The organism is Labrys sp. KB_33_2 (genome assembly GCF_052114505.1).
GTDB lineage: Bacteria > Pseudomonadota > Alphaproteobacteria > Rhizobiales > Labraceae > Labrys.
In genome coordinates, this window is sequence record NZ_JBFREW010000001.1 from 683131 (window position 1) to 704996 (window position 21866).

A 21866-nucleotide genomic window follows, 5' to 3' on the forward strand; every position below is an offset into this window, starting at 1 on the left:
CTTCAAGAAGCCTTTCAGTCGCCCCGCAGCATCGCTAAGGCGACGCCTGCCGATGACAGCCGCACCTCCAGATCAGGACGGGCGAGTTTCCCGGCGAGTTCTCTCAAGGGGTCTTCTCTCAAGGGGTCTTGGGCACCCTGGCCATCGGCGCATCGTTCCAGCAGCATCTGCAGGATTCGTCCGCTGGCATAAAGGTCCGTCCGGCCATCGAGAGGCTTGCCGGCCTGCTGTTCGGGGGCGCTGAAGCTTTCGCGGCCGGCCCTTGCCAGGTCGACATCGGCGTGGCGCTGCCCGGTTTCCAGAGCGATGCCGAAATCGGCGATGCGCAGCGTGGCGAGATCCTCGCCGTCATAGAGCAGATTGTCCGGTGCGAGATCGGCATGCACCAAACCTGCGGCGTGCACCGCTTCCAGCCCCGACAGCAGGGCGGCGGCGATGGTGGCGACTTCGTCGCGACGAAACGGGGCCTTCCGCATCCGATCGGAAAGGCTGGAGGGCAGCCAGTCCATCAATAGGGCCGGCCTGCCGTCGGCAAGCCGCAGGGCAGCGGTAGCCGCGGCGACATGGCGGTGGCGCAGCCTGGCGCCAAAACCGGCCTCGCGCAGCAGGAGGTCGCGGGCGACGACATTGTCGGCCTGATCTGGCCGCAGCGCCTTGAGGGCGTGGAGGGTGCCGAGGTCGCGATGGCGGAGCTGGTGAATCTGCGTGAGAGCGCCGTCATGGACCATTGCTTCCAGGGCAAAGCTGTTGGCGATGAAGGAAGTCTCCACCGCTTCCAGCCGGCCGACGCGCCGGTCGAGTGCATCGCGCACGCGATCGGCCAGCAGCCGGGTTTCGGCAGGCGGGCGCAGTTCGCCGTCAGCCTGGCTGAGCGCCTGCCACAACGCGGCAAAACGGGTGGCGATCGCCTCCAGATCTTGCGGTGGCGCTTCCCCGCTCATGCCGTTTGGACGGTCACGACGACGGCGCTGACATTGTCCCGCACATTGGCAATCAGGGCATCCTGGATCAGGGCGGCGGCGGCTTCCTTCGCCGGCTGCTCGGCGATGAGGGTGGCAATGGTGCGCTCATCGAGAACCCGGGCCAGTGCGGCACTGCAGAGCAGAAAGCGATCGCCCGGCTGTATCGGGTCATGCACGATCTCCGGTACCAATTGCCGAGGCGCCCCGATGCTGCGCGAAAGCGCGAAACGCAGGCCGATCTCGACATGGTCGCGCGTCAGGCAACGCATCATGCCCTCGCGCATCAGATAGCAGCGCGCATTGCCCGCCCAGATCACGGCGAAATCCCTGCCCTGCATGGCGACGGTAACGACGCTGGCGCTTGGGGGTTCCACGGCGCCGGGAAAGCGAATCGACTGCACGAGGCTGTGCGCGCGCCCGAGCTTGCCCTTCACATCCTGCACCAGGGTTTCGAGCCTATCAGCCGCTGAGACATTGGCCAGCGTGTTGGTGACGATCTTTGCTGCTTCCGCCGCGCCATTGCCGTCGCCGACGCCATCGGCAACCGCGAAAAGGCGAGGATTGTCGGAGACCAGCAACGCGTCGGCATTAACAGACAGGCGCGTGCCGGCATGGGTGGCATAGCCGCGCTCTATGGCAAGCAAGGGAGCCGGCGTTGGGGTGGATGGGGGAGGTGCTTTGGTCGGCACAGGGGGAGAATTAGGCTGTGAAGGTGGCTTCACGATGGGGTTGCCGCCTCTCAGGAGGCGCACGAAATCGCCGGCGCGTGGTGCCCCTTGGGTCTTGAAGCCGCTGGCTCGGCCCGTCTCGCTCTCTATGGTCCACCACAGCGATACACGGCCGTCCACGGCTCCGGGCGGCGGTGGAGGCGCGGATTTGGCCCGTGGCAGGCGCAGCCGCTTCAGCCCGGCCAGAAAGGCGGCGATGTCGAAGTTGCGCAGCGTGGAAGTCTCGGCAATCGCTTCGGCGGCCGTGAACCAGCTCTCGTCGAAACAGAACAGGCGGGCCGGGCCGTCATAGTTGCTGACCCTGGCTGCGATAACGAGTGGGAAGCTGCGGCCAACCCTGTCCTTGCTCGGCTGCAGGATGCCGACCATGGTGGCCCGCCCCCAGAGAGAACGCTCGATCACGAAGCGCCAAGGCGGTGTAGCGTGGAACAGGTCCTGCCATTGTGCGCCGAGCGTCTGTTCGCTTTCCTGCAGGCCTGATTGCAGCCAGTTGACGAGTTCGGTCTCGGCCTGGCGGCCGAGACCGGTCGAGACGAAATCGCCATGGCTCGGCACCTTGCCGAAAAAGCCGATACCGTCCTGCTCGGAAGGAGCCGCATGGGGGGCGCCGCGCTGAGCCATCGATCCGCCTTAGAACTGCGACGGGCACTTGAAATCCTCTATCGCCTTGAGGCGATAGGGATTGAGCGTACCGCCGAATTGCACCCGGAATTCGCCGCTCCTGCTATCCTGAGTGAAGCGGGCACGGAAGAGATCGGTGCCTTCCTCGGTGATGCCGGCCTTGTCGAGCAGCCGGAAGAGGGCCCATTCACCGGTCGCCTCGGATTTCCGACTAAAGTCGCCGGGGGTCAGCATCACCCAGGCACTGGCCGAGCTGTCCTTGGTCGGCCATTCGAAGATCTTCGCCTGCTCGATGCCCTTCACCGCGCGGATCGCCTCGCCCGGAGCGAAAGTGAAGACAGCCGAATTCGTCGCCTCGTTTACGGCGAGACCGGTTACGGTGATCCGGACGGAGGGCATCTCGGCGTCATTGGGGAAGAAAGCCTTGCGGATCTTGTCGGCATTCTCGAACTGGACAAGCGCCTCGCTCGCGATGCCCTCGCTGCCGGTGGCGCCCTTCCAGCGCCAGGGATTGGCCGAGGTGTCGACGAAGGGCTCGAGCTCTTCCTTGAAGAAGGTATGGAAGCGTCCCTTGGGGCCGAACAGGCGGGAAAAATCGGTCAGCGCCATGTCTTGCCGGGCGTTCCGGTCGAAGGGATAGCGCCCCACCATGATGGTGGAGCAAAGCCCGGCACCATCGGCCGCCCATTTGTCGGAGGCCTGATTGCGGGCGGTCCGGGACGACAGTGCACCGACATCGCCGGCGACACCGGCCATCAGGGTATCGAGCGGTGGCGGCAGGCGCCGGCTCTCTTCCTGCAGCGACTGGATAGCTGCGGTGAGCTGGCTGTCGACGTCGAAGATCTTGCTGACCGGCGCCGTCGAACTAGCGGCGCGCGAGAGCTGGGTATACATGGCGCTGAGCAGGGGCTTGAGGCCCGAGATCTGCGAGCGCGGCTTTTCCGAACTGTTGCCATCGCTCTGTTTGGGCGTCTCCAGGGCCTCCCGCAGACGGCCATAGGGATCGGGGACACTGATCGCACTGCTGTTCAACGCGGTGCTTTGGTTGCTCTGCTGAGCCGTGGCGACGGAGGCGTTCGCCGGGGGCCTGAGGTCGGCTGCGTTAGCAATGGAACGTGCCAGGGTCTCGATCGGACCGGGCTCGCTGGAGAGAACCCGAAGCGTATCGGCAGCATCGGCGAGCGACTGGAAAGGCTTTACGCCGAGATCGGCCAGCAGGCTGGCCCAGCGTTTCTCATACTGATCGAAATAAAGCTGCAATGCGGCCAGGGACAGGCTCTCCACCGTCATGCCGGCACTCGCGGGTTCGCCGCGCACCCAATGCTCGTCCAGCGCCTGGCGGGCAGCATCGGCGGCTTCGGGCAAGACGACGGAGCGATAGCCTTCGCCGGTGAACAGGCCGGGAATGCCTTCGCGCAGCGAGGCCCTGGATTTGCGCTGGAACACCCGTTCACCCAGCGGACCAAGTGCGTCGGCGGGAATCCAGGGCGCCAAAGCGCGGACCTGCCGGTTCTCCTCCAGGATGTCATAGGCTCGCGCTGCCAGGCTCTGCCCGCGGATCGCCTGCCGGGCCTTGGCGACCAGAGTCTGGTCGATATCGATCGGCGGCAGCCTCCTTGCCACCAACTGCTCGACATGCTGGAGAAGCTCGTTGCGAGCGGCTACCCGTCCCTCTCCGGGATAAAGGCTGTAGAAGATCTGCTCGGCTTCCTGCGCGGCGAATTTGGCGTCGACCTGGCCCAGCCCGCCGAGCATGCCGTAGAGCTTGAGGGCATCGAAGGTTTGGCGGACATTTGAGGTGTCGGCCAATTGCTTTTGCAACTGTACCATCAGGCGGGGCAGCAGCAGCGAATTGAGGGCGCGCTGATAGGCCTCGCGCTGCCGGCCCGCGATCTTGTCCCGCTGGTCCAGGCCGAAGCCGACTTGCCAGATTTCGGTGTTCGAGAAGCCGTCGCTCACGCCCCTGAGATCGTTCAGCGCGGGCAGGATCCGCAGGAAATCGGTGTCGGCGACATCCCGCACCGGGATGCCTTGCACCAGCCTCTCATAAGAATTGATGCGTTCGTCAGCCTGCGCCAAGGCGCGGGAATTTTGGTAATAGGTGGCGATCCAGCTTGAGAAGACCACACCGAGCACCACCGCCGATGCGCCATAGACAACGCGGCGCAGCATCAACTGGCGGCGGGTCAGGCGCTTGTCGCGTGCGACAAGGGCAGCTTCCCCGAAGATGACCTCCTTGAACAGGCGCGGCAGGAAATAGCTTCGGCGCATGCGTGGCGCGCTGGCCGCACCCGGCACCTCCGCCTGGGTACCGGAGGCGAAATAGATGCCGCGCAGCAGCGGAGATTCCACCAGTTTCGACCCGGCGCACAGTTCGACGAGCACCTCGTGCAGGCGTTCCTTGAGGGCGGCGAGTTCGGCGGGGAAACGAAAGATCCGCCCGCGCACCTCGCTGTCGGGTTCCTGTTGCAGGCGCTCGAGCAGCAAGGCGTCGACGCGCTGCTGAAGCAGGCTGAATTCCTCCAGGAAACGCTCGGGCAGGTTGTCTGCCTGGTAGCTTTCGTCGAGACCGAAGGTGGTGCCCCAGACCTGCTCGCGATCGCTGGCATTGAAGCCGTCGAAGAATTCCACGAAGCCGGTGAGCAGATCCGATTTCGTCAGCACGAGATAGACGGGCACGCGGGCCTGCAGATACTCGTCGAGCTCCGACAGGCGCTGGCGGACGGCGCGCACCTCTTCCAGCCGCGCCGTGGGTTCGCGGTTCAGGATGTCGGCGATCGACAGCGTGACCAGCGCGCCATTCACCGGTTGCGAGCGACGGTATTTCTTCAGGAGCGTCAGAAAGCCTTCCCAGCCGGCCTTGGAACTGCCGTTGAGGTCGTCCTGGGTGGTGTAGCGGCCAGCGGTATCGATCAGGATGGCTTCATCGGTGAACCACCAATTGCAGCTGCGCGTGCCGCCGATGCCCTGCACGGAATTGGCGCCGAGCGCATCGCCGAGCGGGAATTTCAGGCCCGAATGGGTGAGGGCCGTGGTCTTGCCCGATCCCGGCGCCCCGAAGATCACATACCAGGGCAGTTCATAGACATAGCCGAAGCGCTTCTTGGTGATACGGCGCAGCAGTGCCAGGGCCTGCTTCAGCCGGTCGCGAATTTCGCTGACCTCGGCCTGCTGGCTGGCGGCCGCCTCGGCCTCCGCGCTCTTTTCGAGATCGGCGACCAGCGCCTTGTCGCGCTTGCGCGCCTTGTAGATGCTGACGCCGATATAGGTGAGGCCGGCGATCAGTACGATGCCGATGGCGATCAGCCGATTGGTGGTGCTGGCGAGCGGATAGAATTCGCCATAGCCGATGAGGTGGCCGTAGAACCAGATGATGAGGCAGAGTGCCGCTATCCAGACGATGGGCAGGAAGCGCTGGCCGAGCAGGGTCCCGTAGGCTTCGACATAGGACCGGATCGTATAATAATAGCTGAGCGGGTTCATGGTGCGACGCTTCCCGGCCCTGTGACGTTGCGATCGACAACCGGCAGGCTCATCACGAGAGGCGAGCCAGTATAGCCGTCCTCAGGCCGGCCGATCACCAGGATCTCCGTGCGGCGGTTCTGCGCGCGTCCGGGTTCGGTATCGTTGGAAGCGATCGGGTCGGCCTCGCCCCGCCCTTCGGTCGTGACGCCGTCGCGAGCATAGGTCTTCAGGATGTTGCCGACGGCATCGGCCCGCTCCTCCGACAATTGCTGATTGGTGCGGGCGCGCCGGTTGCCGTTGAACGGCCTGTTGTCGGTATAGCCGATCACCTTCGCCTTGAATTGGGCTGTTGCCAGGGCGGTGCCGATCTTGTCGATCAGGTCCTGAAAACCGGGTTTGACATCCGCCTTGCCCGTATCGAACAGGCCGGCATTGTTGATGCGGACCAGCACGTGGCCATTGTCGTTCCACAAGCTCACGAGCTTCTTGTCGACCTCCGGCTGCAGGAAGTTCATGAAGCCGCGCAGGCGGGTCACGCCCGCAGGCTCCGGGGGAACCTCTGCCTTGGCCTGGACCTGAACCGGTGGTGGCTCCTTCGCCTTGGGCGGCGGCTCGATGTAGATGCTGGGCGCTTCATTGGGCGGCAGATCACCGAGGCGCGCGAAGGTGCCGTCAGAGGCCCGGTCGAGCGACAGCGAAAAGAAGAGGTAGCCGAGCCCGAACAGGAGGGCGAGGATGCTGAGCAGCGTCCATAGCGCCGCGGCGGTGCGCAACGGCTTGTGCCTGGCGGCAACGCCGCGCCAGTGTGGGGACAATTCACGCTCGAATGCGCCATATTGGCCGAGCAGCGTCTTGTAGAGACTGTCGCGGATGCGGCTGAGCTCGAGGGCGCCGCGCGGGGAGACGCGGGTGCGGCCTTCGAAGGCGAGCGACAGGCACAGATAGATCAGCAGCAGCAGGTCCTTGTTGGCCCCCGGGCTCTGGTGGAAATGGTCGAGCAGGTCGAAGACCTTGTCGCCACCGGTGACATCCATGTGATAGGTCGAGACGAGGCCCGAGCGGGCCCAGCCGGCGCGCACGCCCCAGGGCTTGCTCAGCACCACGTCGTCGACGGTGGCGCACACGACATAATGGGCGGCGCGCGCCCGCTCCGGGCTGACGCGGGCACCGGCGAGATCGTGCTCGTACCGGTTGATTGCTTCCGTAGTGGTGCGGCGAAGCTGCTCGATGTCGGGCTGGTCCGCGGTGTGGCGCAAGGCATGGGCGAGGTTGAGCAGGGGAGCGGCCGAGGCTACGATGGTCGGCACTTCTTCGCCGCCGAAACGGAAATTGCGCACCAGCGTATCAGTCGACCAGCCACCCGACCGCAGCGGCTCGGCCGGAGCCGAGCCATCCTGCGGAGCGTCATCCAGCATCTCGGCCATCTTGCGTGCCGTCTGCTGTTTCTTGGCGCCGTCTTCGGTGAGCTCAACCACCGTCGGCAGGGACTGCCAGGGGGCTGTCGTTGCCTTGTTCATCGGCTGGCGTCCTTCACTCCCTCAGGGCCCACAGTTCCATCTCCAGGCTCGGAAAGTCGCCGGCGAGATGGAGGGCGATGGCGCCCGAGGTATCGAGCTGTTTCCACAGCGGGTTCTTGGTATCGAGTTCGAAATAGATCGTGCCCGAGCGGTAGGGCAGTTGGCGCGGCAGCACCGGCAGGGGCCGGACGGGAATACCGGGCAAGGCGACATTGACCAGTTCGGCGATGCGCTCCACCGGCCCGACCTTGATCTGGGCGGGCAGGCGGCGGCGCACGTCCTCGGCCGGCATCTCGGCCCTGACAGCCAGCACGAAGCCGGCATCCTTGAGCAAAGTGCGATCGTTGATGGTGCCGACCCGCACGCCATGCCGGCGTTCGGCGAGCTCAATGGCAACGGCGGCCTGCTCGAGCACGGCCGAGAGCGAGGTCCTGAGATCGTCGAACACCGCGGCGAAGGTTGCCTTGAGATCTTCGTGCCGATAGGGCGGAAACTCGCTGGCGCGCTTGGAATCCATGGTGAAGGTGGCAAGTTCCCCGGCGAGCTGGATGCAATGCTCATAGAAGGTCATCGGGTGTATCCGCGTCGCGTTGGCCGCGATGTGGCTGAGCAAGGGATCGGCCCGATTGAGGATATGGAGCAGGAAGTAATCGCCGACCTCGGCCGTGCCGCGGATGGTGGGGTCGCCGATGCGCTCGGCGATGGCCGCCGCGCGATGGCGCACGATGCCGAGGAGTTCGGTCATGAGTTCGCCGAGCCGTGCCTCGGCGGCGCAGTTCAGGCTGGGGGCGATATAATCGGGATCGAGCAGCACGGCCTTGTCCGAGCGCACCTCGATGACGCGGGCGAGGCCGATCAGCTCATAGCCGGCGAGGTCATCGCCGCTCTTGAGATAACGCAGGCTCAGCCGGCCGACATCGATGGGTGCCATGAAGTCGGTCTCGACATTGGCGTCGGGCGCTTCGTAATGCGAGGCGACCACCCTGACGCCGGGCGAGGAAGCGCCCCCATTGATGGCGATGTCGGCGCGCCCGGGCCGCCGGGCCGGCAGCGCCAGATAGATGATGGCGTTCTTGGTGGCTTCGTCGAGCTCCAGCGGCGGCGGCAGATCGGTGTCGAAGGGAGCCTCGAAAGGTGTGCCGTCCGGCAGGGTGCCGCGCAGATTGGCCAGGGCGAACTGCCCGATCGCCAGGGCGCCGCGGTCGATGCCAATCTCGGCGATGCCCCAGGGATAGGCGGCAAGCTCACGCGTGGTCGCACGAACCAGCCGCTCGGTCCAGCGATCGGCCTGCTGGAAATGCTGCACGCGAAGAAACATGCCTTCGCTCCACGCAACCCTGTTCTCGTTTCTCATGCGACTTCGTCGTCCTTGCTTGTCGTGCCGTCCGCCGTCCGGGGCGTCTGGCCACCGGCTGGTTCGTTCCTAACTTGGCCAAGCGAACTCAGCATTGCCCTGCGGAACAGGTCTCGGACTGAAAGATCCCGGCCGTCGGCGTTGAACTGCCGTCGATAGGTCTGCCAATAGGCCCCGTTGCGGCGCCAGGGCAGGCCGATCGTCCGGGCATCGGTGCTTGCCTCGATGATGCGTGGCTCCAATTGCGGGCTGACCTCGCGCACCAGGGTGCCGAGAGCCTCCGCGAGTGCCTGCTGTCGCGTGAGCAAGGTCTCGAGCCGCGCCAGCATGGCCTCTTCCCGATCGAGACCGAAGAGATCCGGAGTTTCCGCCAGCGATTCGGTGCCGATCTCGAATGTGGCGAAAGCCTTTTCGAGGGTTTCCTCGCACTGGGCCAGCAGGCCTTCGCAGCGTGGCTGCCAAGCAAAGACAGGTGTCAGGTCGGCAAGGAATTCGGCGGGATCTTCGTCCCGGTCCGAAGAGGGAATTGCCTGGGTCGTATCGTCGTTTGCCGGTGCTGCTTCGGAGCCGCTCTTGCCGCGATCGCGCGCCATGGGCACGGAAACGAAGGTGGCCCGGCCATGTTCGAGGCGATTGCCGTAGTCGAAGTCCTCGTTCCAGTCGTTGGGCAACACCGGCTTGATCGCCTTGGGATCCGGCGGGCCATTCCAGCCGATCTCGACATGGCGCGAGGAGGGCGCCGCTTCAGCCTTGCGCCCGGCAGGACGGGAAGCATTCGCCTGCTGCAAGGGCCAGTCGTCCGAAACGCGTCCGCCCATGACCCCGGTCGCGGTCTGCCCGCCCGGTGCGATATCGGCAAGGATGGCGGTGATCGTCAGATTCTCCTCGCTGACCGCGAGGCCCGCTGCGGGGTCAACGATGTCGCGGTCGGCCTCGCCGGTGACCGATACCGAGAACGCCTGGCCGCCCAGTTCAAGGCGCGACTGATGCCTGAGGCGGGCGGTCTCGCCCTCCAGGACCAGGATGCCGTCCACACGGGTGCCGTTGGCGCTTTCATCGCGCAGCAGATAGCCGTCACGATCACGCAGAATGGTGCAATGGTGTTTGGAAAGGGTGCGGCCGGCGTCAGGCACCTGCCAGTCGCAATCGACCGAGCGTCCCAGCGTTCGGCGCCCCCGCTCCAGAACCCAGCGTTGGCCGCCTGCCCTGGTTCCGCTCTCTTCGACCTGCTTGAGTTCCAACCGCATGGCCATCTCCTTACGAGACCGGTTGCAGCGTTGCTTGACGCTCGGTGATGACGGCGTCGTCGCTGTCCCGAGCTGCCGGCGCGCTCCGCGCCCAGCTGTTCCAGCCCAGGCGTGGCGGATCGCCCGCCTGGCCGAGCTGGCAGAAGGGAACATGCTCCTTCTTGAGAACGACCTGGATGTCGAAATCGAGCCCGCAGCCGATGAACAGGCGCGTGAGCGCGAAGAGCTCGCCGATATTGCGGCTGCCGGGCGCCAGCGAGAGATAGTCCCGATAGTCGAGTGGGCCGATCGCCACGCGGAAGGTGCTGGAAAGGTCCCGGATGGCCGAACCCGCCATGGCATCGACGCCGAGCCGCACCGTGGCCTCGCGTGTCATCTGGCTTTGTTCAGGCTCGGGCACACCAAGCCAACGGCCCTGGAAGAGCTCGATCTCAACCGGCAGGCCGCTGACCTCGCACAGCATGGCCCTGAGATTGCTGACATTGCGGGTGCGTGCCGCAAAGAAGCCGCTGAACCGCAGCAGCACATCGTCCTCGACGTTGCTGCGCTCCCGCAACCTGGCGGTGCCGAAGCCGGTGAGGGACAGCAAAGTCCTGATGAAGCCGTTGCGGTCCTCGCGGCTGCCCCAGCGCAACAGCCGGGCAAGCCGATATTTCTCGCTGGCATCGACGAACAACTCGTCCATGCGGGCGCCGAACAGCTGCAGGAAGGCCGCGAGGGAGGAGGATTTGTTACGCTCCTCGCGCATGATGAGTTCATTATAGGTCGGCGGCAGCGAGCCCAGCGGCCCGGCAAGCCCCGCCAGGGCGCTACGCAAGGTGGCCTGGCCTTCCTTTCGGCGAAACTCCGATACCGGGAGGGCAGCTGGTGAGACGCCCGCATGCGCGGTGATAGCAAGCTGCCCCTGCGCCGCCTGCTCTTGCGCCGCCTGGGCGACGCGAAAAGCCGTGGTCGGCTCGAAGCGGCCGGGGTCGCGTTCGAGCAGATCGGCAAGGGCATCTGTGCTACGGTCGGGAAGCATGGTGCGCGAAGATCTCCTAGAGCAGGGGGCGTTCGGCCGCCCGGGCGGGCCAGGTGGCGATTGGCTTGGATTGGCCCTTGATGGAGACCGTCAGCCGCGTGAAGCTGTTGACCGAGGTGTAGAGGCCGCAAAAGCGATCGAGCACGCTGCCGAACAGGAAGGCTGATGGGCGATCGATCGCGGCCGGATCGAACTCGATCGCGATCTCGGTGCCGGGCACCATGCCGCCCCGGATACGGGCGGTGGCAGCCCTTGCCTCTACCTGGATGATGGCATCGACGAGCTGGCGCGTCTCCGGCAGGTCGCGGAAGGCATAGAGCGACAGGATGTCCTTGAGCGCTGCCCCGCCATTGTCGAACAGCGAGACATGATTGAGCAGGAGATGCGACATCAGCCGCCAGTTGCGGCCGTCCTCGTCGTTCATGCGCACGGCTGGCGTGGGCGCGATCAGCGCCTCGATCCGTCCGACCGCCTCGTTGCCGGCCGCGAGCTTGAGATGGGGGTGGCCGCCACCGAAGGGCAGGCGCTCGGGCAAAGCGCGATTGAGACACCAGGCATCGACGCTCGCCACGGCATCGAGATTGCCGGTGGCACGACGATTGTGGTCGACGAAGGCGATGTCGAGGTCGCAGGTGCCGTCGTCTGGGTCGAAGCGGCGATAGCTCTGCCAATAGGCGGCCGCCGCGCCTGAGCGCTGGGTGCGCCCGAAGAAGGGCTGGCAGGATTGCTGCTCGCCCTTCGATCCAGTCAACATCACCCGCTCGACCGCATAGATCTCGCGCGTCTTCTGCCGCCGCGAGTCGGACAGTAGCCGATATTCGGTGCGGGTGCCGTCGAGCGCGAGGGGCTCGCAGGTCTGGCGGAACAGATTGACTACCGGCGTGGCATGCAGCACCAGGTCCCGGGCCGTAACCGAGCGTTCCAGCTTGCCGTCCGTCTCACCGAGATAGACGAAGATCTCCAGCCCGTCGCCGTGCCAGCGCTGCAGTCCGTCGATCTCGAAGAACAGGAATTTCTGCGGCAGCGCGAAGAATTCCGTGAGCAGGCGATAGCCGGTGAAGCTCGTGCTCGGATAAGGCAGCATCGTCTCGTCTGGCGAAAAACCGACCGGCTTGAGATGATCGGCCGGCAGGAAGATCGCCTTGTCATCGTCGGCGTGCCGCGCCAGCGCGATTCCGAGCGTGTGGTTTGCGAGCAATTCGTAGAGCGCGCTTGCTTGCCGCCAGGGCGAGGCGATGTGAAAGCGCAGGCGCTTGAGCCCGAGTTCGGACAGGGGCCGGCGGCCTGCCAGCGAACGGATCGACAGTCGCAGGCAACCGGCCGCGCCGGCATGGCGGGAGAGCGGTGCCTGGATCGGTTGTCCCGACAGCGAGATCGCGCTGACCTCCACCGGTGCGATTTCGACGTCCTGCGTGGTCAGGAAACGGCAGGTCTCGCCGCCGACCGGTTCGGCCTGCACTTCGGTATGGCGCAGCAGGATCTGCGTGGCGGCCAGCGTCTCGCCGGGCGAGAAGCGCATGATGCTCATGGAGGGTAGGGGCGCGAGATAATGCGGGTAGAGCGTTTCGAGCAGGCCATCGGTCAGCTCGGGAAACTCGTCGTCCAGTTTCTGGCGTACCCTAGCGGCGGAATAGGCGAAGCTCTGGATGAGGCGCTCGACATGGGGATCGTCGGCAACCTCGCCGGTCAGGCGCAACCGTCCGGCGATCTTGGGGAAGGCATCGGCAAAGCGCGACGCCCGCCGGCGCAGGGCCGACAATTCCTCGTTATAGCGTCGCAGAAAGCCCTCAACCATGCGCCGCCTCCACCTGGAAGCGCTGGCTGGTGGGATCGATGGTGGACTCGAAATTGATCGGCGGCATGCCGTCATAGAGGCGGAAGGTCGCCTCTATGCGCATCCGCAGCGCTCTTTCGCCCTGGGTGCGGTTCTTGAGGATGGTGACACGTATGTTCGACAGCCTGGTCTCGAACAGGGCGATGCGCCGCTCGATGGCGCGCGCCAAATGCAGCTTGGCCTCGTCGGTGACAAGGTTGGCTGAGACGATGCCTTCCACCCCGTAGCTGACCAGCGCATCCTTGAGCTCCGCCAGCTTGTCCGGCGGGCTTGTCGGACAGCGCCTGGTGTTGAGCAGGGCTTCAAGGTCGCGGCGGATGGCTTCGCGCATCTCGCGTGCCTGATCCGCGAGGCTGAGGGCAGGGTCCCGAGGGAGATCCGGGGCTGCGTCGAGCAGCCGGTCCAGGATGGAGCGCGACAGGACCTGCTCGCGGGCCCGGAAGCGTTCGAGCGGATCAACCATGGGCAGCCTGCTTCTGCCTGATGATTTCGGGCATGCCCAGGCTCTGCATGTCGTGGAAGGAAACCAGCTCGTCACCAGCGAGGAAGCAACGCTGGCCGCGGCCGGCGGTGATGCCGCTGGGCTCGGTGACCCATTCGGTCTCGCGCCCCAGCAACAGCGTCTCGCGGCCTTCGGTGCCCTGATAGATCGCTGGCAGCAGGACCGAGGCGGAGGCACCGTCGGCCAGCGACAATTCTGCCCGGCGGAAAGCGAGGTCGCGTGGCCGGGCGATCGGCTCCACCGCCACGGAGGCGATCTTGGCGAAGTCGATCCACAGATAGGACCCGCCCGTCATGATCACTTCGAGCGCATGGGGAACCCGATCGTCCAGGTCCCGGAAATCGCCGACCGGCTCGCCGTTCCACAGCATCGGCCGTTCACCGCGCAGTCCGTCCAGGGCCGCCAGCGTCGGCCCTGCCGAGCTGCCTTCACGGTTGATGATGGCGAGTTCGATTGCCGCCCTGTCGAGTGCGCTCGGCCCATGCGGAAATTCGGGGACGGCACCGGTCTCGAACCAGGCCTTGCGGGCCGCCATGGCGCGCAACTGATTGCGGAGCAGGGCAAAGCCCATGGTATCCTGCGGCGCCAGGGTCACGGCGAGGCTGCATTGCGTGTCGGCCCGCTCATAATCGCCGGCGAGGATGAGCAGGTCGATATAGAGATGACGGGCATCCTTGTCGGAGGGGTGAGCCCGCATATGCTCCCTGGCGTGGTCGAGCGCCTGGCTCAGTGCCCCTTCGGAAAGAGAATTGGCGATGCTGGCGGCGAGCGTCATGCTGTCATCCTTCTGGGCAAAGAAGCGGTATCGACGCTGCTCGTCGGCGGCGCCATTTCGGCGATGAGGTGGAAGCTGGTCGAGACGTCGTCGAGCTGGAAATGCGGTTGCAGCCGCACCGTGCAGATGAAGGTGCCGGGCTTGCCGGGCAGTTCCTCCACGCTGATACCGGCCGAGCGCAGCGGATAGCGGGTGCGCAGCGGCAGGTCGGCATCGTCGTTGCCGAGCGTGTAGCCCGACAGCCAGTCCTCGAGCTTGCGCTGCAGCGAGGCGGCATCGGCCAGCCGGCCGACCTGGTCGCGCATGATCACCTTGAGATAATGGGAAAACCGCGAAGCGCAGAGCACATATTGCAGCATGGCAGCGAGACGGGCGTTCTGGCGCGCGTTCTCGTTGGCGTAATGCTGCGGCGCATGGAGCGATTGGTTGGCGTTGAAGATGGCGCAGGCGGACATATAGGTGGTGCCGATCGGCACCAGGCCGTGATCGCAGAACTGCTGTTCCTGGCCGCCCGTCAGGCGAACCTCGACGGGCGCCTGGGCAGACAGTCCCTGGCTCTCCGTGCCGAAATCATAGGCGGCAAGTTCGGCGCTGCTCAGCATGCCACCGTCGACGGCATCCTGGGTAACGCCGCGAATGTCGGCGAACCAGCCGGAGTGAATGAAGTTGCGGATGACGACGCTTGCGAAGGCGAAGGCGCCATTGCCCCACAGCAGGCTGGCGCCGTCCTGCGAGATCGCCTCGCGGAAGGGAAAGCCATCGTCGCGCCGGCGCGAATAGGGCTCATAGGGCTGCCGCATCAGGATGCGTGGCGCGACCAGTCCGAGAAAGCGGGTATCCTCATGGGTCCGCAGGCGGTTCCAGCGTATGCGGTCGGGACTGGTGTCGAGCCAGTTGAGATCCTGCACGCGGTTGAGTTCTGAAAAGCTCTCCAGCCCGATCGCATGGGGTGAAGCGGCCGCCACGAAGGGGCAGAAGGCCGCTGCGGCCACCAAGGCCAATTGGGCAAGTGTGCCAACCACATCGCCATTGGCCTGGGGATCGGTGGGCGAGAGGTGATAGTCCCCGACGAGCAGGCCATAGGGCTCCCCGCCGGGCATACCGAATTCGCGATTATAGACCAGCTCGAACAGGCGGCTCTGATCGAAATCGGATGCGCGCTCCATGGCGCGTGCCAGCTCCTTCCAGCTCAGGCTGAGTAGCTTGATCTTGACCTCGCTCGAGCGCGAGGCCGCGCGCACCAGCATCGCCAGCCCGCGCCAGCGTGCTTCCATCGCCTGGAATTCGGGATGATGCAGGATCGCGTTGACCTGGCGATTCAATGCCTCGTCGATCAGGGCGATGAGCTGATCTGCTCTGCCTCGCAGCAAGTTCTCGAACCTATCGTCGGAATGGGCTTTCCTGGGAAAGCCGAAGGTGCCGCCGGGCAGGCCGGCGGCACGGCTCAGGATATATTTGCCGGCTTAGTTCTTGGCAGGAATGCGAGCGACCATGCGCAGTGAGGTCGTCAGTTCCTCCATCTGCAGCCAGGGACGCATCCAGGCCACGGCGTTGTAGGAGCCGGGCTTGCCCGGGACCTCCTGCACCGTCACCTTGGCGTCGCGCAGCGGATAGCGCGCCCGGGTTTCCTCGCCCGCCTCGTCATTGGCGTTGACATAGTTGGAAATCCAGCGGTTGAGCCAAGCCTCACAATCCTTGGCCTCCATGAAGGAGCCGATCTTGTCGCGGCCCATCACCTTGAGATAATGGGCAAAGCGCGAGGTCGCCATCATGTAGGGAAGGCGTGCCGAGACGGCGGCATTGGCATTCGCCTCGGGCCGATCGTACAGCTTGGGCTTGTGCGTCGTCTGCGCGCCGAAGAACACCGCATAATCGGTGTTCTTGTAGTGGCACAGCGGCAGGAAGCCGAGCTTGCCGAGTTCGGCGTCGCGCCGGTCGGTGATACCGACTTCGGTGGGGCATTTGAGATCGAGGTCGCCGTCGTCGCTGGAGAAGATATGCATCGGCAGGTTCTCGACCTTGCCGCCATTCTCGGCGCCGCGGATGGCGGTGCACCAGCCATATTTGGCAAAGGCCTCGGTCAGGCGCGTGCCCATCACATAGGCGGCATTCATCCAGCAGTAATTGTCATGCGGCAGCTCGCCGGTCTTGGAATCGCCGGTCTCGTCATAGCCGAATTCATCGATGGGATGCGTCTTGGGTCCATAGGGCATGCGGGCCAGGACGCGCGGCAGGGCCAGGGTGACGAAGCGTGAATCATCGCTTTCGCGCAAGGAACGCCACTTGGCATACTCAACCGTCTCGAAGATCTTCTCGAGATCACGCGGGCGTGCAAGGTCGCGATAGTCCTCGAAGCCGAACATGCGCGGGCTCGCCGCCGAGATGAAGGGGGCGAAAGCCGCTGCCGCGATCGAGGACAGGCCCTGCAGCAACTGGACGTCATCGAAGGAGTTGTCGAATTCGTAGTCGCCCACAATGGCGCCCATCGGCTCGCCGCCCGGCGTTCCGAATTCGTCTTCGTAGATCGACTTGAACAGGCGAGACTGGTCGAACTCGACGGCCTTTGACAGGTCCCTGGCGAGATCGCGCTTGGAGGCGTTGAGCACCCGGATCTTCAGATTGACGCTGGTCTCGCTGTTTTTCACCAGATAGTTGAGGCCGCGCCAGGCGCCTTCGAGCTTGGTGAATTCGGGTGACTGCATGATCGCCGCCAACTGGCGCGAGATTGTCTTGTCGAGGGCGGCGATGGCGTTGTTGAGCGTCACCGTCAGGTTGCGGTCGTAGACGACCGTGCCCTTGAGAGCTTGGTCAGTCAGGGTACGCAGCAGGTCCTGGGCGCGGTCCGGCTCGGTCTGACGCGTGGCCGCTACCACTTGGGTGAGCAGATTCTCGTCCGCGGAGGTTTCGACGACGACATCGCGCTGGGCTTGAGTCTTGGCATTCATGGCTCGATCCTCGTATCGCTCAGGCGTCAGTTCGCCGAGCCGTCCTTGTTGTTGCCGTCGAGTTGGCCGACCAGTTTCTTGATGTCGGACTGGCTCTGCAGGATGCTTTCGAGCAGACGCTCGAGATCCTCGGAACGGTCGGCCTTGCTCATCAGGTCGCGCAACTGGTTGCGCGCGTCGAGCAGGGCCTTGAGCGCCGGAACCTGGTTGACGATCGAGCCGGGTTCGAAGTCTTCCATGCTCTCGAATTTGAGGTTGACGGCGAGATCGGTGCCATCATCGGCCAGGGTATTCTCGACCGCGATATTGAGGCCGGGCGTCATGCGGCGCATGACGTCGTCGAAATTGTCGCGGTCGATCTGCACGAATTTGCGCTCGCCGAAGGGTTTGAGCGGCTGGGTCGGATTGCCCGAGAAATCGCCGAGCACGCCGACGACGAAGGGCAGCTCCTTGACCACCATCGCCCCTTCGGTCTCGACTTCGTACTTGATGTGAACCCGGGGCTTGCGCACCCTCTCGAGCTTGGCGTGAACGCTTTCCATCTTGGTCTTCCTATCTGTGCCATGAAGCACGCTGATAATTTCTTGTATCGTCGGGACGGGAGATGCTGGCGGGGGCGAGGGCCTCAGCCCCCGTCAAGCCCGTTGGCGTCTCTCAAGTGTCCCGCTTCTCGGCTGTGGCCTGAATCCCGGCCGCGGTCAGGACGGCATTGCGCGTCTGCGCCTCGGGAAGGAGTTCGGCCAGCAGTTCAGAAAAGTCCATGCGCCCTCTGCGCACCAGTGTTTCGATGGCTAAGGAAATCGGCGAATGCGGTTCCGTCCGTCGAAAATGGCGGGCAACGGCGAGCAGGATCTCGAAAGCCTCCTCGCGCGAGCCGATGACGCTGCCGGGGACAGGAGAGCGCGGTGCTGCCAATGCTGGAGCGGCGTCACCGACACTGGCCGCCTGGATCTCGGCCGTGGAGACTGGCGCCGTATCGCCTTCTTCCCCACCAAGGCCGGTGAGATCCCGGATGGCTGCCGCAACTTCCTGCAATACATTGCGGGTGTTGGAACTCGGCGGTGCCCGATCCCCACAGCGCTCGGTCAGCACCGCTGCCAGCTTGGCGAAGGAGGCGATGCAGTCGTTGACGACGGCCAGATGTGCGGCCATGGCGGTGATTCCCGCCTCCGTGGCTGCCTCGTGCAGGAGATCGCGACGTTCGGTTTCTCCGGCGCGCTGAGCGAGCTGGTAGTCCCACAGCGAGTGCTGGGCAAAACTGCCATTGGGCACCAGCGAGGCCAGTCGAATCGCCTGGATCAGCGAGCCTTCGCTGTTGACGCCATTGAGACCGGCAAGGGGGGCCAATCGCTCCTCGATGTCGTCGTCGCCAATGGAATGCAGTTGCTCCCAATAATTGTCTAAAAGCGACATCATGGCCGCGAAACTGTCCCGCAGCCCTTCGAAGCCACGCAGCCTAAGCTGGGCCTCGGCGAGCCAGGCAAGGATTTCGATATCCTTGCTATTGGACGACAAGATCTGCAGACCTAGTTCATTGACTTCATGCCAGGCCGGCGTAAGTCGAATATTTTCATTCGGAGACGCACTACGCTCAACGCTTCGAGCAGCATTGCGAGCGTCCTTAATCCGATAATACCTTTCCTGATATTTGGGAGTTACCCTGATATTCTCGCCGCATGGGCTGTCCTGCCCAAGTGGAGAGATAATCTCCCTCAAATCCATCAGCACAGCGGCCCCAAGCTTTAAACTCCTGACACATCCCGATGGCAGTCTGCTTCCAAATGCTCAAGCATTCTGTTTCCAAAGGTACAGTAATGTCAATGCCACAGCCGGTATGATGAATTAATGACGGACTATGGTATTAGCTTACAGTTTTCCAATCGATGAAGAATTATATGAATCATGTTGCGCGAATGTCATCAAATTGTCATGTACTATCGTACCGCCATTTTAGGGATAGACTCGCAGTGGTGTACCGGTATCTTGGCTTTTGTAATAATAGCTCTATAGACGGAAAATAGGAATCCTGCTTAACTCGATTGACGTTACGGCGCACCTGTGCATGAGCAGAAAAACCTACGTGGAATTCGTGGATGCCGAATATTGATCTCAACCAACTTGTCAGGATGTTGGGACCGGAGCTACGTGTCGCTCTTGAGACAGCTGCGTCCCTCGCCGCACGCAATGCGAACCCCACTGTGGAGGTCGCGCACTGGCTGAGCGGGCTTGTCCAAGCGCCCGATCTGGTGGCGCGTTTTGAACAGGCAGGGCTCCGCGTCGAAGCTCTCAGGCGCGAGCTCGACATGGCCATTGCCGACCTGTCGCGGGACGGTCAGGCGCAGCTGACTCTGTCGCAGAATGTGCTGACGCTTGCCCGTGAGGCGTGGCTGGTGGCTTCGCTGCAGTTTGGTCGCAGCCGCGTGGAATTCGGCGATCTCCTGGTGGCGCTTGCCACCGAGCAGAGCCTTCGCATCGTAGCGCGAGCCACGGCCCCGAGCCTGCGGGACATCGATCTCAAGGCCGTCGAAGCGGCGCTTGCCGATCTCAAGACCGGGAATGCGGATCAGGCGCTGGCTGGGGTGGCAGCACCGACCGGGGCGGCCGCCGGCGAGAGCGATTTCCTGCGTCTCTACACCCAGGACATGACGGCGGATGCCCGCTCCGGTCGCATCGATCCGGTGATCGGGCGTGACCGTGAACTGCGCCAGGTCATCGACGTCTTGATGCGCCGTCGGCAAAACAACCCGATTCTGGTCGGCGAGGCCGGCGTCGGCAAGACGGCCATCGCCGAGGCGCTGGCCCTGGAGATTGCGGGCGGCAATGTGCCGGCCATGCTGAAGGGTGTGCGCCTGCTGTCGCTCGATCTCAGCCTGCTGCAGGCCGGGGCCGGGGTGAAAGGCGAGTTCGAACGCCGGCTGCATGGCGTGGTGGATGCGGTCAAGGCCTCGCCTGTGCCGATCATCCTGTTCATCGACGAGGCGCACAGCCTGATCGGGGCCGGCGGCCAAGCCGGACAAGGCGATGCCGCCAACATTCTCAAGCCCTCGCTGGCACGCGGCGAACTGCGCACCATCGCCGCCACGACCTGGGGTGAATATAAGCGCTTCATCGAGCGCGACGCGGCTCTGACCCGCCGCTTCCAGACCGTGAAGGTCGATGAGCCTGACGAAGAAACCGCGATCCGCATGCTGCGTGGCGTGGCCGATGCCTTCCGGTCCCATCACAAGGTGCGCATTCGCGACGAAGCGCTGGCTGCGGCGGTACGATTATCCGCACGTTATATTCCAGCCCGCCAATTGCCTGACAAGGCGATCAGTCTCATCGATACAGCCGCAGCTGCGGTATCCCTGGGGCGGCAGGCCGTTCCGGAGGCGATCCGATCGCTGCGGGGCGAACGCGAATTGCTGGAAGTCGAGGCCGCCTGGCTCGTCAAGGAGCCGGAGAGCACGGAAGGTCTCGAACGGCGCGGGCAGATCGATAACCGACTCGCGATGATCGCCGACGAGATCGAGGGGCTTCAGGCCCGCTTCGAGGCCGAGGCGCGTTTGGTGGAGGAGGCCGATCGGCTGGAGGCGATCCTGTCGGGCGAAGACGAGGCAGGCGAGCCCTCGTCGCCAGTCGGTGATGACGGCAATGTCGCGCCTTTCCCCGAGCAGCCCGGTACCCGCGAAAGCGCCCGCGCCGCGCTTGCGGTCGCCGAAGACAGCCTCGCAGAACTTACCGGCGAAACGCCTCTGTTGCCGCGCGCCGTCGACCGCGAGGTGATCGCTTCGCTGGTGGCGCGCTGGACCGGCATACCCATCGGCAAGCTGCTCACCGACCAGATCGAGACGGTCAAGACGCTGGAAGCGCGCCTGAAGGAGCGTGTGATCGGCCAGGACGGCGCCATCGGTCGTGTCGCTTCGGCGATGCGCACGGCCCGGGCCGGGCTTTCCGATCCGCGCCGGCCGCCGGCGGTGTTCCTGTTCGTCGGCATGTCCGGCACCGGCAAGACCGAGACGGCGCTGGCGCTCGCCGACCTGCTCTATGGCGGCAGCCAGCATCTGACCACCATCAACATGTCGGAATTCAAGGAGGAGCACAAGATCTCCATGCTCCTTGGTTCGCCGCCCGGCTATGTCGGCTATGGCGAGGGCGGCGTGCTGACGGAGGCCATCAGGCGCCGGCCTTATGGCGTGCTGCTGCTGGACGAGATCGACAAGGCCCATCCCGGGGTCCAGGAGATCTTCTACCAGGTCTTCGACAAGGGCACGCTGCGCGACGGCGAAGGCCGCGACATCGATTTCAAAAACACCACCATCGTGATGACGGCCAATACCGGCTCGGAACTGCTGGCCACACTGGCTGGCGATCCCGACACCATGCCGGAAGGCGAGGCGCTGGAGGGGCTGCTGCTCGGCGAATTGCAAAAGCAATTCAAGCCCGCCTTCCTCGGCCGCACCACCATCCTGCCCTTCATGCCGCTCGACAAGGCGGCGATGTCGGGCATCGTCGACATCCAGATCGGGCGCATTCAGGGCCGCGTTTCGGCGAGCTATGGCAGCGACGTTGTCCTTCTGCCTGCGGCGCGTGAGGCCCTGGTTACCCGCGCCGGCACCAGCGAGATGGGCGCACGTGCCATCGAAGCGATGATCGCGCGCGAGCTTCTGCCGGATCTGTCCACCTTTTTCCTCGATCAGGTCGCCGCCGGAAGCAAGGCGGCGCGGATCGAGATCGGATTTGACGGACGCCGTTTCAGCATTGGCGCTGAGCCGGCGGCGGCCGCCAAGGAATTCGCCGGGCCGAGGAAACGGCCGGCGGATAAAGCAGCCTCGAATGGCAAGAAGGCTCATTCGGATGCGGTACGACCCAGAAAGGCGCGAGCGCCTTGACCTGACAAGGCCGATTCAACTTCG

The 21866-nt window shown here is 64.4% G+C and carries 15 protein-coding genes; 1 reads left to right on the forward strand and 14 read right to left on the reverse strand.

From position 1 onward, the window contains the following. Positions 1–14: 14 nt before the first annotated feature. The 14 genes from AB4037_RS03280 to tssA all read right to left on the reverse strand — a co-directional run bounded on the left by AB4037_RS03280 (position 15) and on the right by tssA (position 18693). Positions 15–941: a protein kinase domain-containing protein gene (locus tag AB4037_RS03280; protein ID WP_441770508.1), complete on the reverse strand. Its 927-nt coding sequence runs from the start codon at positions 939–941 to the stop codon at positions 15–17. Then, positions 938–2311 carry a type VI secretion system-associated protein TagF gene (gene tagF, locus AB4037_RS03285; protein ID WP_441770509.1) on the reverse strand — a complete coding sequence of 458 codons (1374 nt, stop codon included), beginning with the start codon at positions 2309–2311 and terminating at the stop codon, positions 938–940. Before tagF ends, AB4037_RS03280 begins: the two co-directional genes overlap by 4 nt. A 9-nt stretch (positions 2312–2320) precedes the next feature. Further along, positions 2321–5794 (reverse strand): type VI secretion system membrane subunit TssM, encoded by a 3474-nt coding sequence (gene tssM, locus AB4037_RS03290; RefSeq protein WP_441770510.1) that lies wholly within the window; start codon positions 5792–5794, stop codon positions 2321–2323. Next, on the reverse strand, positions 5791–7293 hold the full coding sequence (gene icmH, locus AB4037_RS03295; protein WP_434957438.1) for a type IVB secretion system protein IcmH/DotU: 1503 nt from the start codon (positions 7291–7293) through the stop codon (positions 5791–5793). The genes tssM and icmH overlap by 4 nt, the downstream gene beginning before the upstream one ends. A gap of 13 nt (positions 7294–7306) precedes the next feature. Then, on the reverse strand, positions 7307–8647 hold the full coding sequence (gene tssK, locus AB4037_RS03300; RefSeq protein WP_434957437.1) for a type VI secretion system baseplate subunit TssK: 1341 nt from the start codon (positions 8645–8647) through the stop codon (positions 7307–7309). Next, positions 8644–9894, reverse strand: coding sequence for an FHA domain-containing protein (locus AB4037_RS03305; protein ID WP_441770511.1), 1251 nt, complete (start codon positions 9892–9894; stop codon positions 8644–8646). The genes tssK and AB4037_RS03305 overlap by 4 nt, the downstream gene beginning before the upstream one ends. Positions 9895–9904: 10 nt before the next feature. Continuing rightward, a complete protein-coding gene (tssG, locus tag AB4037_RS03310; protein WP_441770512.1) occupies positions 9905–10915 on the reverse strand; it encodes a type VI secretion system baseplate subunit TssG in 1011 nt (336 codons plus the stop codon). A gap of 16 nt (positions 10916–10931) precedes the next feature. Continuing rightward, a complete protein-coding gene (gene tssF, locus AB4037_RS03315) occupies positions 10932–12710 on the reverse strand; it encodes a type VI secretion system baseplate subunit TssF (RefSeq protein ID WP_441770513.1) in 1779 nt (592 codons plus the stop codon). Then, positions 12703–13212, reverse strand: a complete 510-nt coding sequence (tssE, locus tag AB4037_RS03320) for a type VI secretion system baseplate subunit TssE (protein WP_441770514.1) — start codon at positions 13210–13212, stop codon at positions 12703–12705. Before tssE ends, tssF begins: the two co-directional genes overlap by 8 nt. Then, positions 13205–14026 (reverse strand): type VI secretion system accessory protein TagJ, encoded by an 822-nt coding sequence (locus AB4037_RS03325; RefSeq protein ID WP_441770515.1) that lies wholly within the window; start codon positions 14024–14026, stop codon positions 13205–13207. The genes tssE and AB4037_RS03325 overlap by 8 nt, the downstream gene beginning before the upstream one ends. Next, positions 14023–15456 carry a type VI secretion system contractile sheath large subunit gene (gene tssC / locus AB4037_RS03330; protein WP_441770534.1) on the reverse strand — a complete coding sequence of 478 codons (1434 nt, stop codon included), beginning with the start codon at positions 15454–15456 and terminating at the stop codon, positions 14023–14025. The genes AB4037_RS03325 and tssC (AB4037_RS03330) overlap by 4 nt, the downstream gene beginning before the upstream one ends. Before the next feature lie 33 nt (positions 15457–15489). Continuing rightward, on the reverse strand, positions 15490–16971 hold the full coding sequence (gene tssC, locus AB4037_RS03335) for a type VI secretion system contractile sheath large subunit (RefSeq protein WP_434957431.1): 1482 nt from the start codon (positions 16969–16971) through the stop codon (positions 15490–15492). A 26-nt stretch (positions 16972–16997) separates the two neighbouring features. Next, entirely contained in the window at positions 16998–17513 is a 516-nt protein-coding gene (gene tssB / locus AB4037_RS03340; RefSeq protein WP_434957430.1) for a type VI secretion system contractile sheath small subunit, read from the reverse strand. A gap of 112 nt (positions 17514–17625) precedes the next feature. Beyond that, the gene (gene tssA, locus AB4037_RS03345) at positions 17626–18693 is read right to left on the reverse strand and encodes a type VI secretion system protein TssA (RefSeq protein ID WP_441770535.1); all 1068 of its coding nucleotides are present in this window, start codon (positions 18691–18693) and stop codon (positions 17626–17628) included. A gap of 371 nt (positions 18694–19064) precedes the next feature. On the opposite strand from tssA, the gene tssH reads away from it, so the two are divergent. Beyond that, positions 19065–21842, forward strand: a complete 2778-nt coding sequence (gene tssH, locus AB4037_RS03350; RefSeq protein WP_441770516.1) for a type VI secretion system ATPase TssH — start codon at positions 19065–19067, stop codon at positions 21840–21842. Positions 21843–21866: the final 24 nt, after the last annotated feature.

Coding starts and splice junctions, on each gene's coding strand:
- tssE (WP_441770514.1), bottom strand. CDS start 13,212: ATGGTTGATCCGCTCGAACGCTTCCGGGCCCGCGAGCAGGTCCTGTCG.
- tssC (WP_434957431.1), bottom strand. CDS start 16,971: ATGAATGCCAAGACTCAAGCCCAGCGCGATGTCGTCGTCGAAACCTCC.
- tssH (WP_441770516.1), top strand. CDS start 19,065: ATGCCGAATATTGATCTCAACCAACTTGTCAGGATGTTGGGACCGGAG.
- icmH (WP_434957438.1), bottom strand. CDS start 7,293: ATGAACAAGGCAACGACAGCCCCCTGGCAGTCCCTGCCGACGGTGGTT.
- AB4037_RS03280 (WP_441770508.1), bottom strand. CDS start 941: ATGAGCGGGGAAGCGCCACCGCAAGATCTGGAGGCGATCGCCACCCGT.
- tssK (WP_434957437.1), bottom strand. CDS start 8,647: ATGAGAAACGAGAACAGGGTTGCGTGGAGCGAAGGCATGTTTCTTCGC.
- tssF (WP_441770513.1), bottom strand. CDS start 12,710: ATGGTTGAGGGCTTTCTGCGACGCTATAACGAGGAATTGTCGGCCCTG.
- tssG (WP_441770512.1), bottom strand. CDS start 10,915: ATGCTTCCCGACCGTAGCACAGATGCCCTTGCCGATCTGCTCGAACGC.
- AB4037_RS03325 (WP_441770515.1), bottom strand. CDS start 14,026: ATGACGCTCGCCGCCAGCATCGCCAATTCTCTTTCCGAAGGGGCACTG.
- tagF (WP_441770509.1), bottom strand. CDS start 2,311: ATGGCTCAGCGCGGCGCCCCCCATGCGGCTCCTTCCGAGCAGGACGGT.
- AB4037_RS03305 (WP_441770511.1), bottom strand. CDS start 9,894: ATGCGGTTGGAACTCAAGCAGGTCGAAGAGAGCGGAACCAGGGCAGGC.
- tssM (WP_441770510.1), bottom strand. CDS start 5,794: ATGAACCCGCTCAGCTATTATTATACGATCCGGTCCTATGTCGAAGCC.
- tssB (WP_434957430.1), bottom strand. CDS start 17,513: ATGGAAAGCGTTCACGCCAAGCTCGAGAGGGTGCGCAAGCCCCGGGTT.
- tssA (WP_441770535.1), bottom strand. CDS start 18,693: ATGGATTTGAGGGAGATTATCTCTCCACTTGGGCAGGACAGCCCATGC.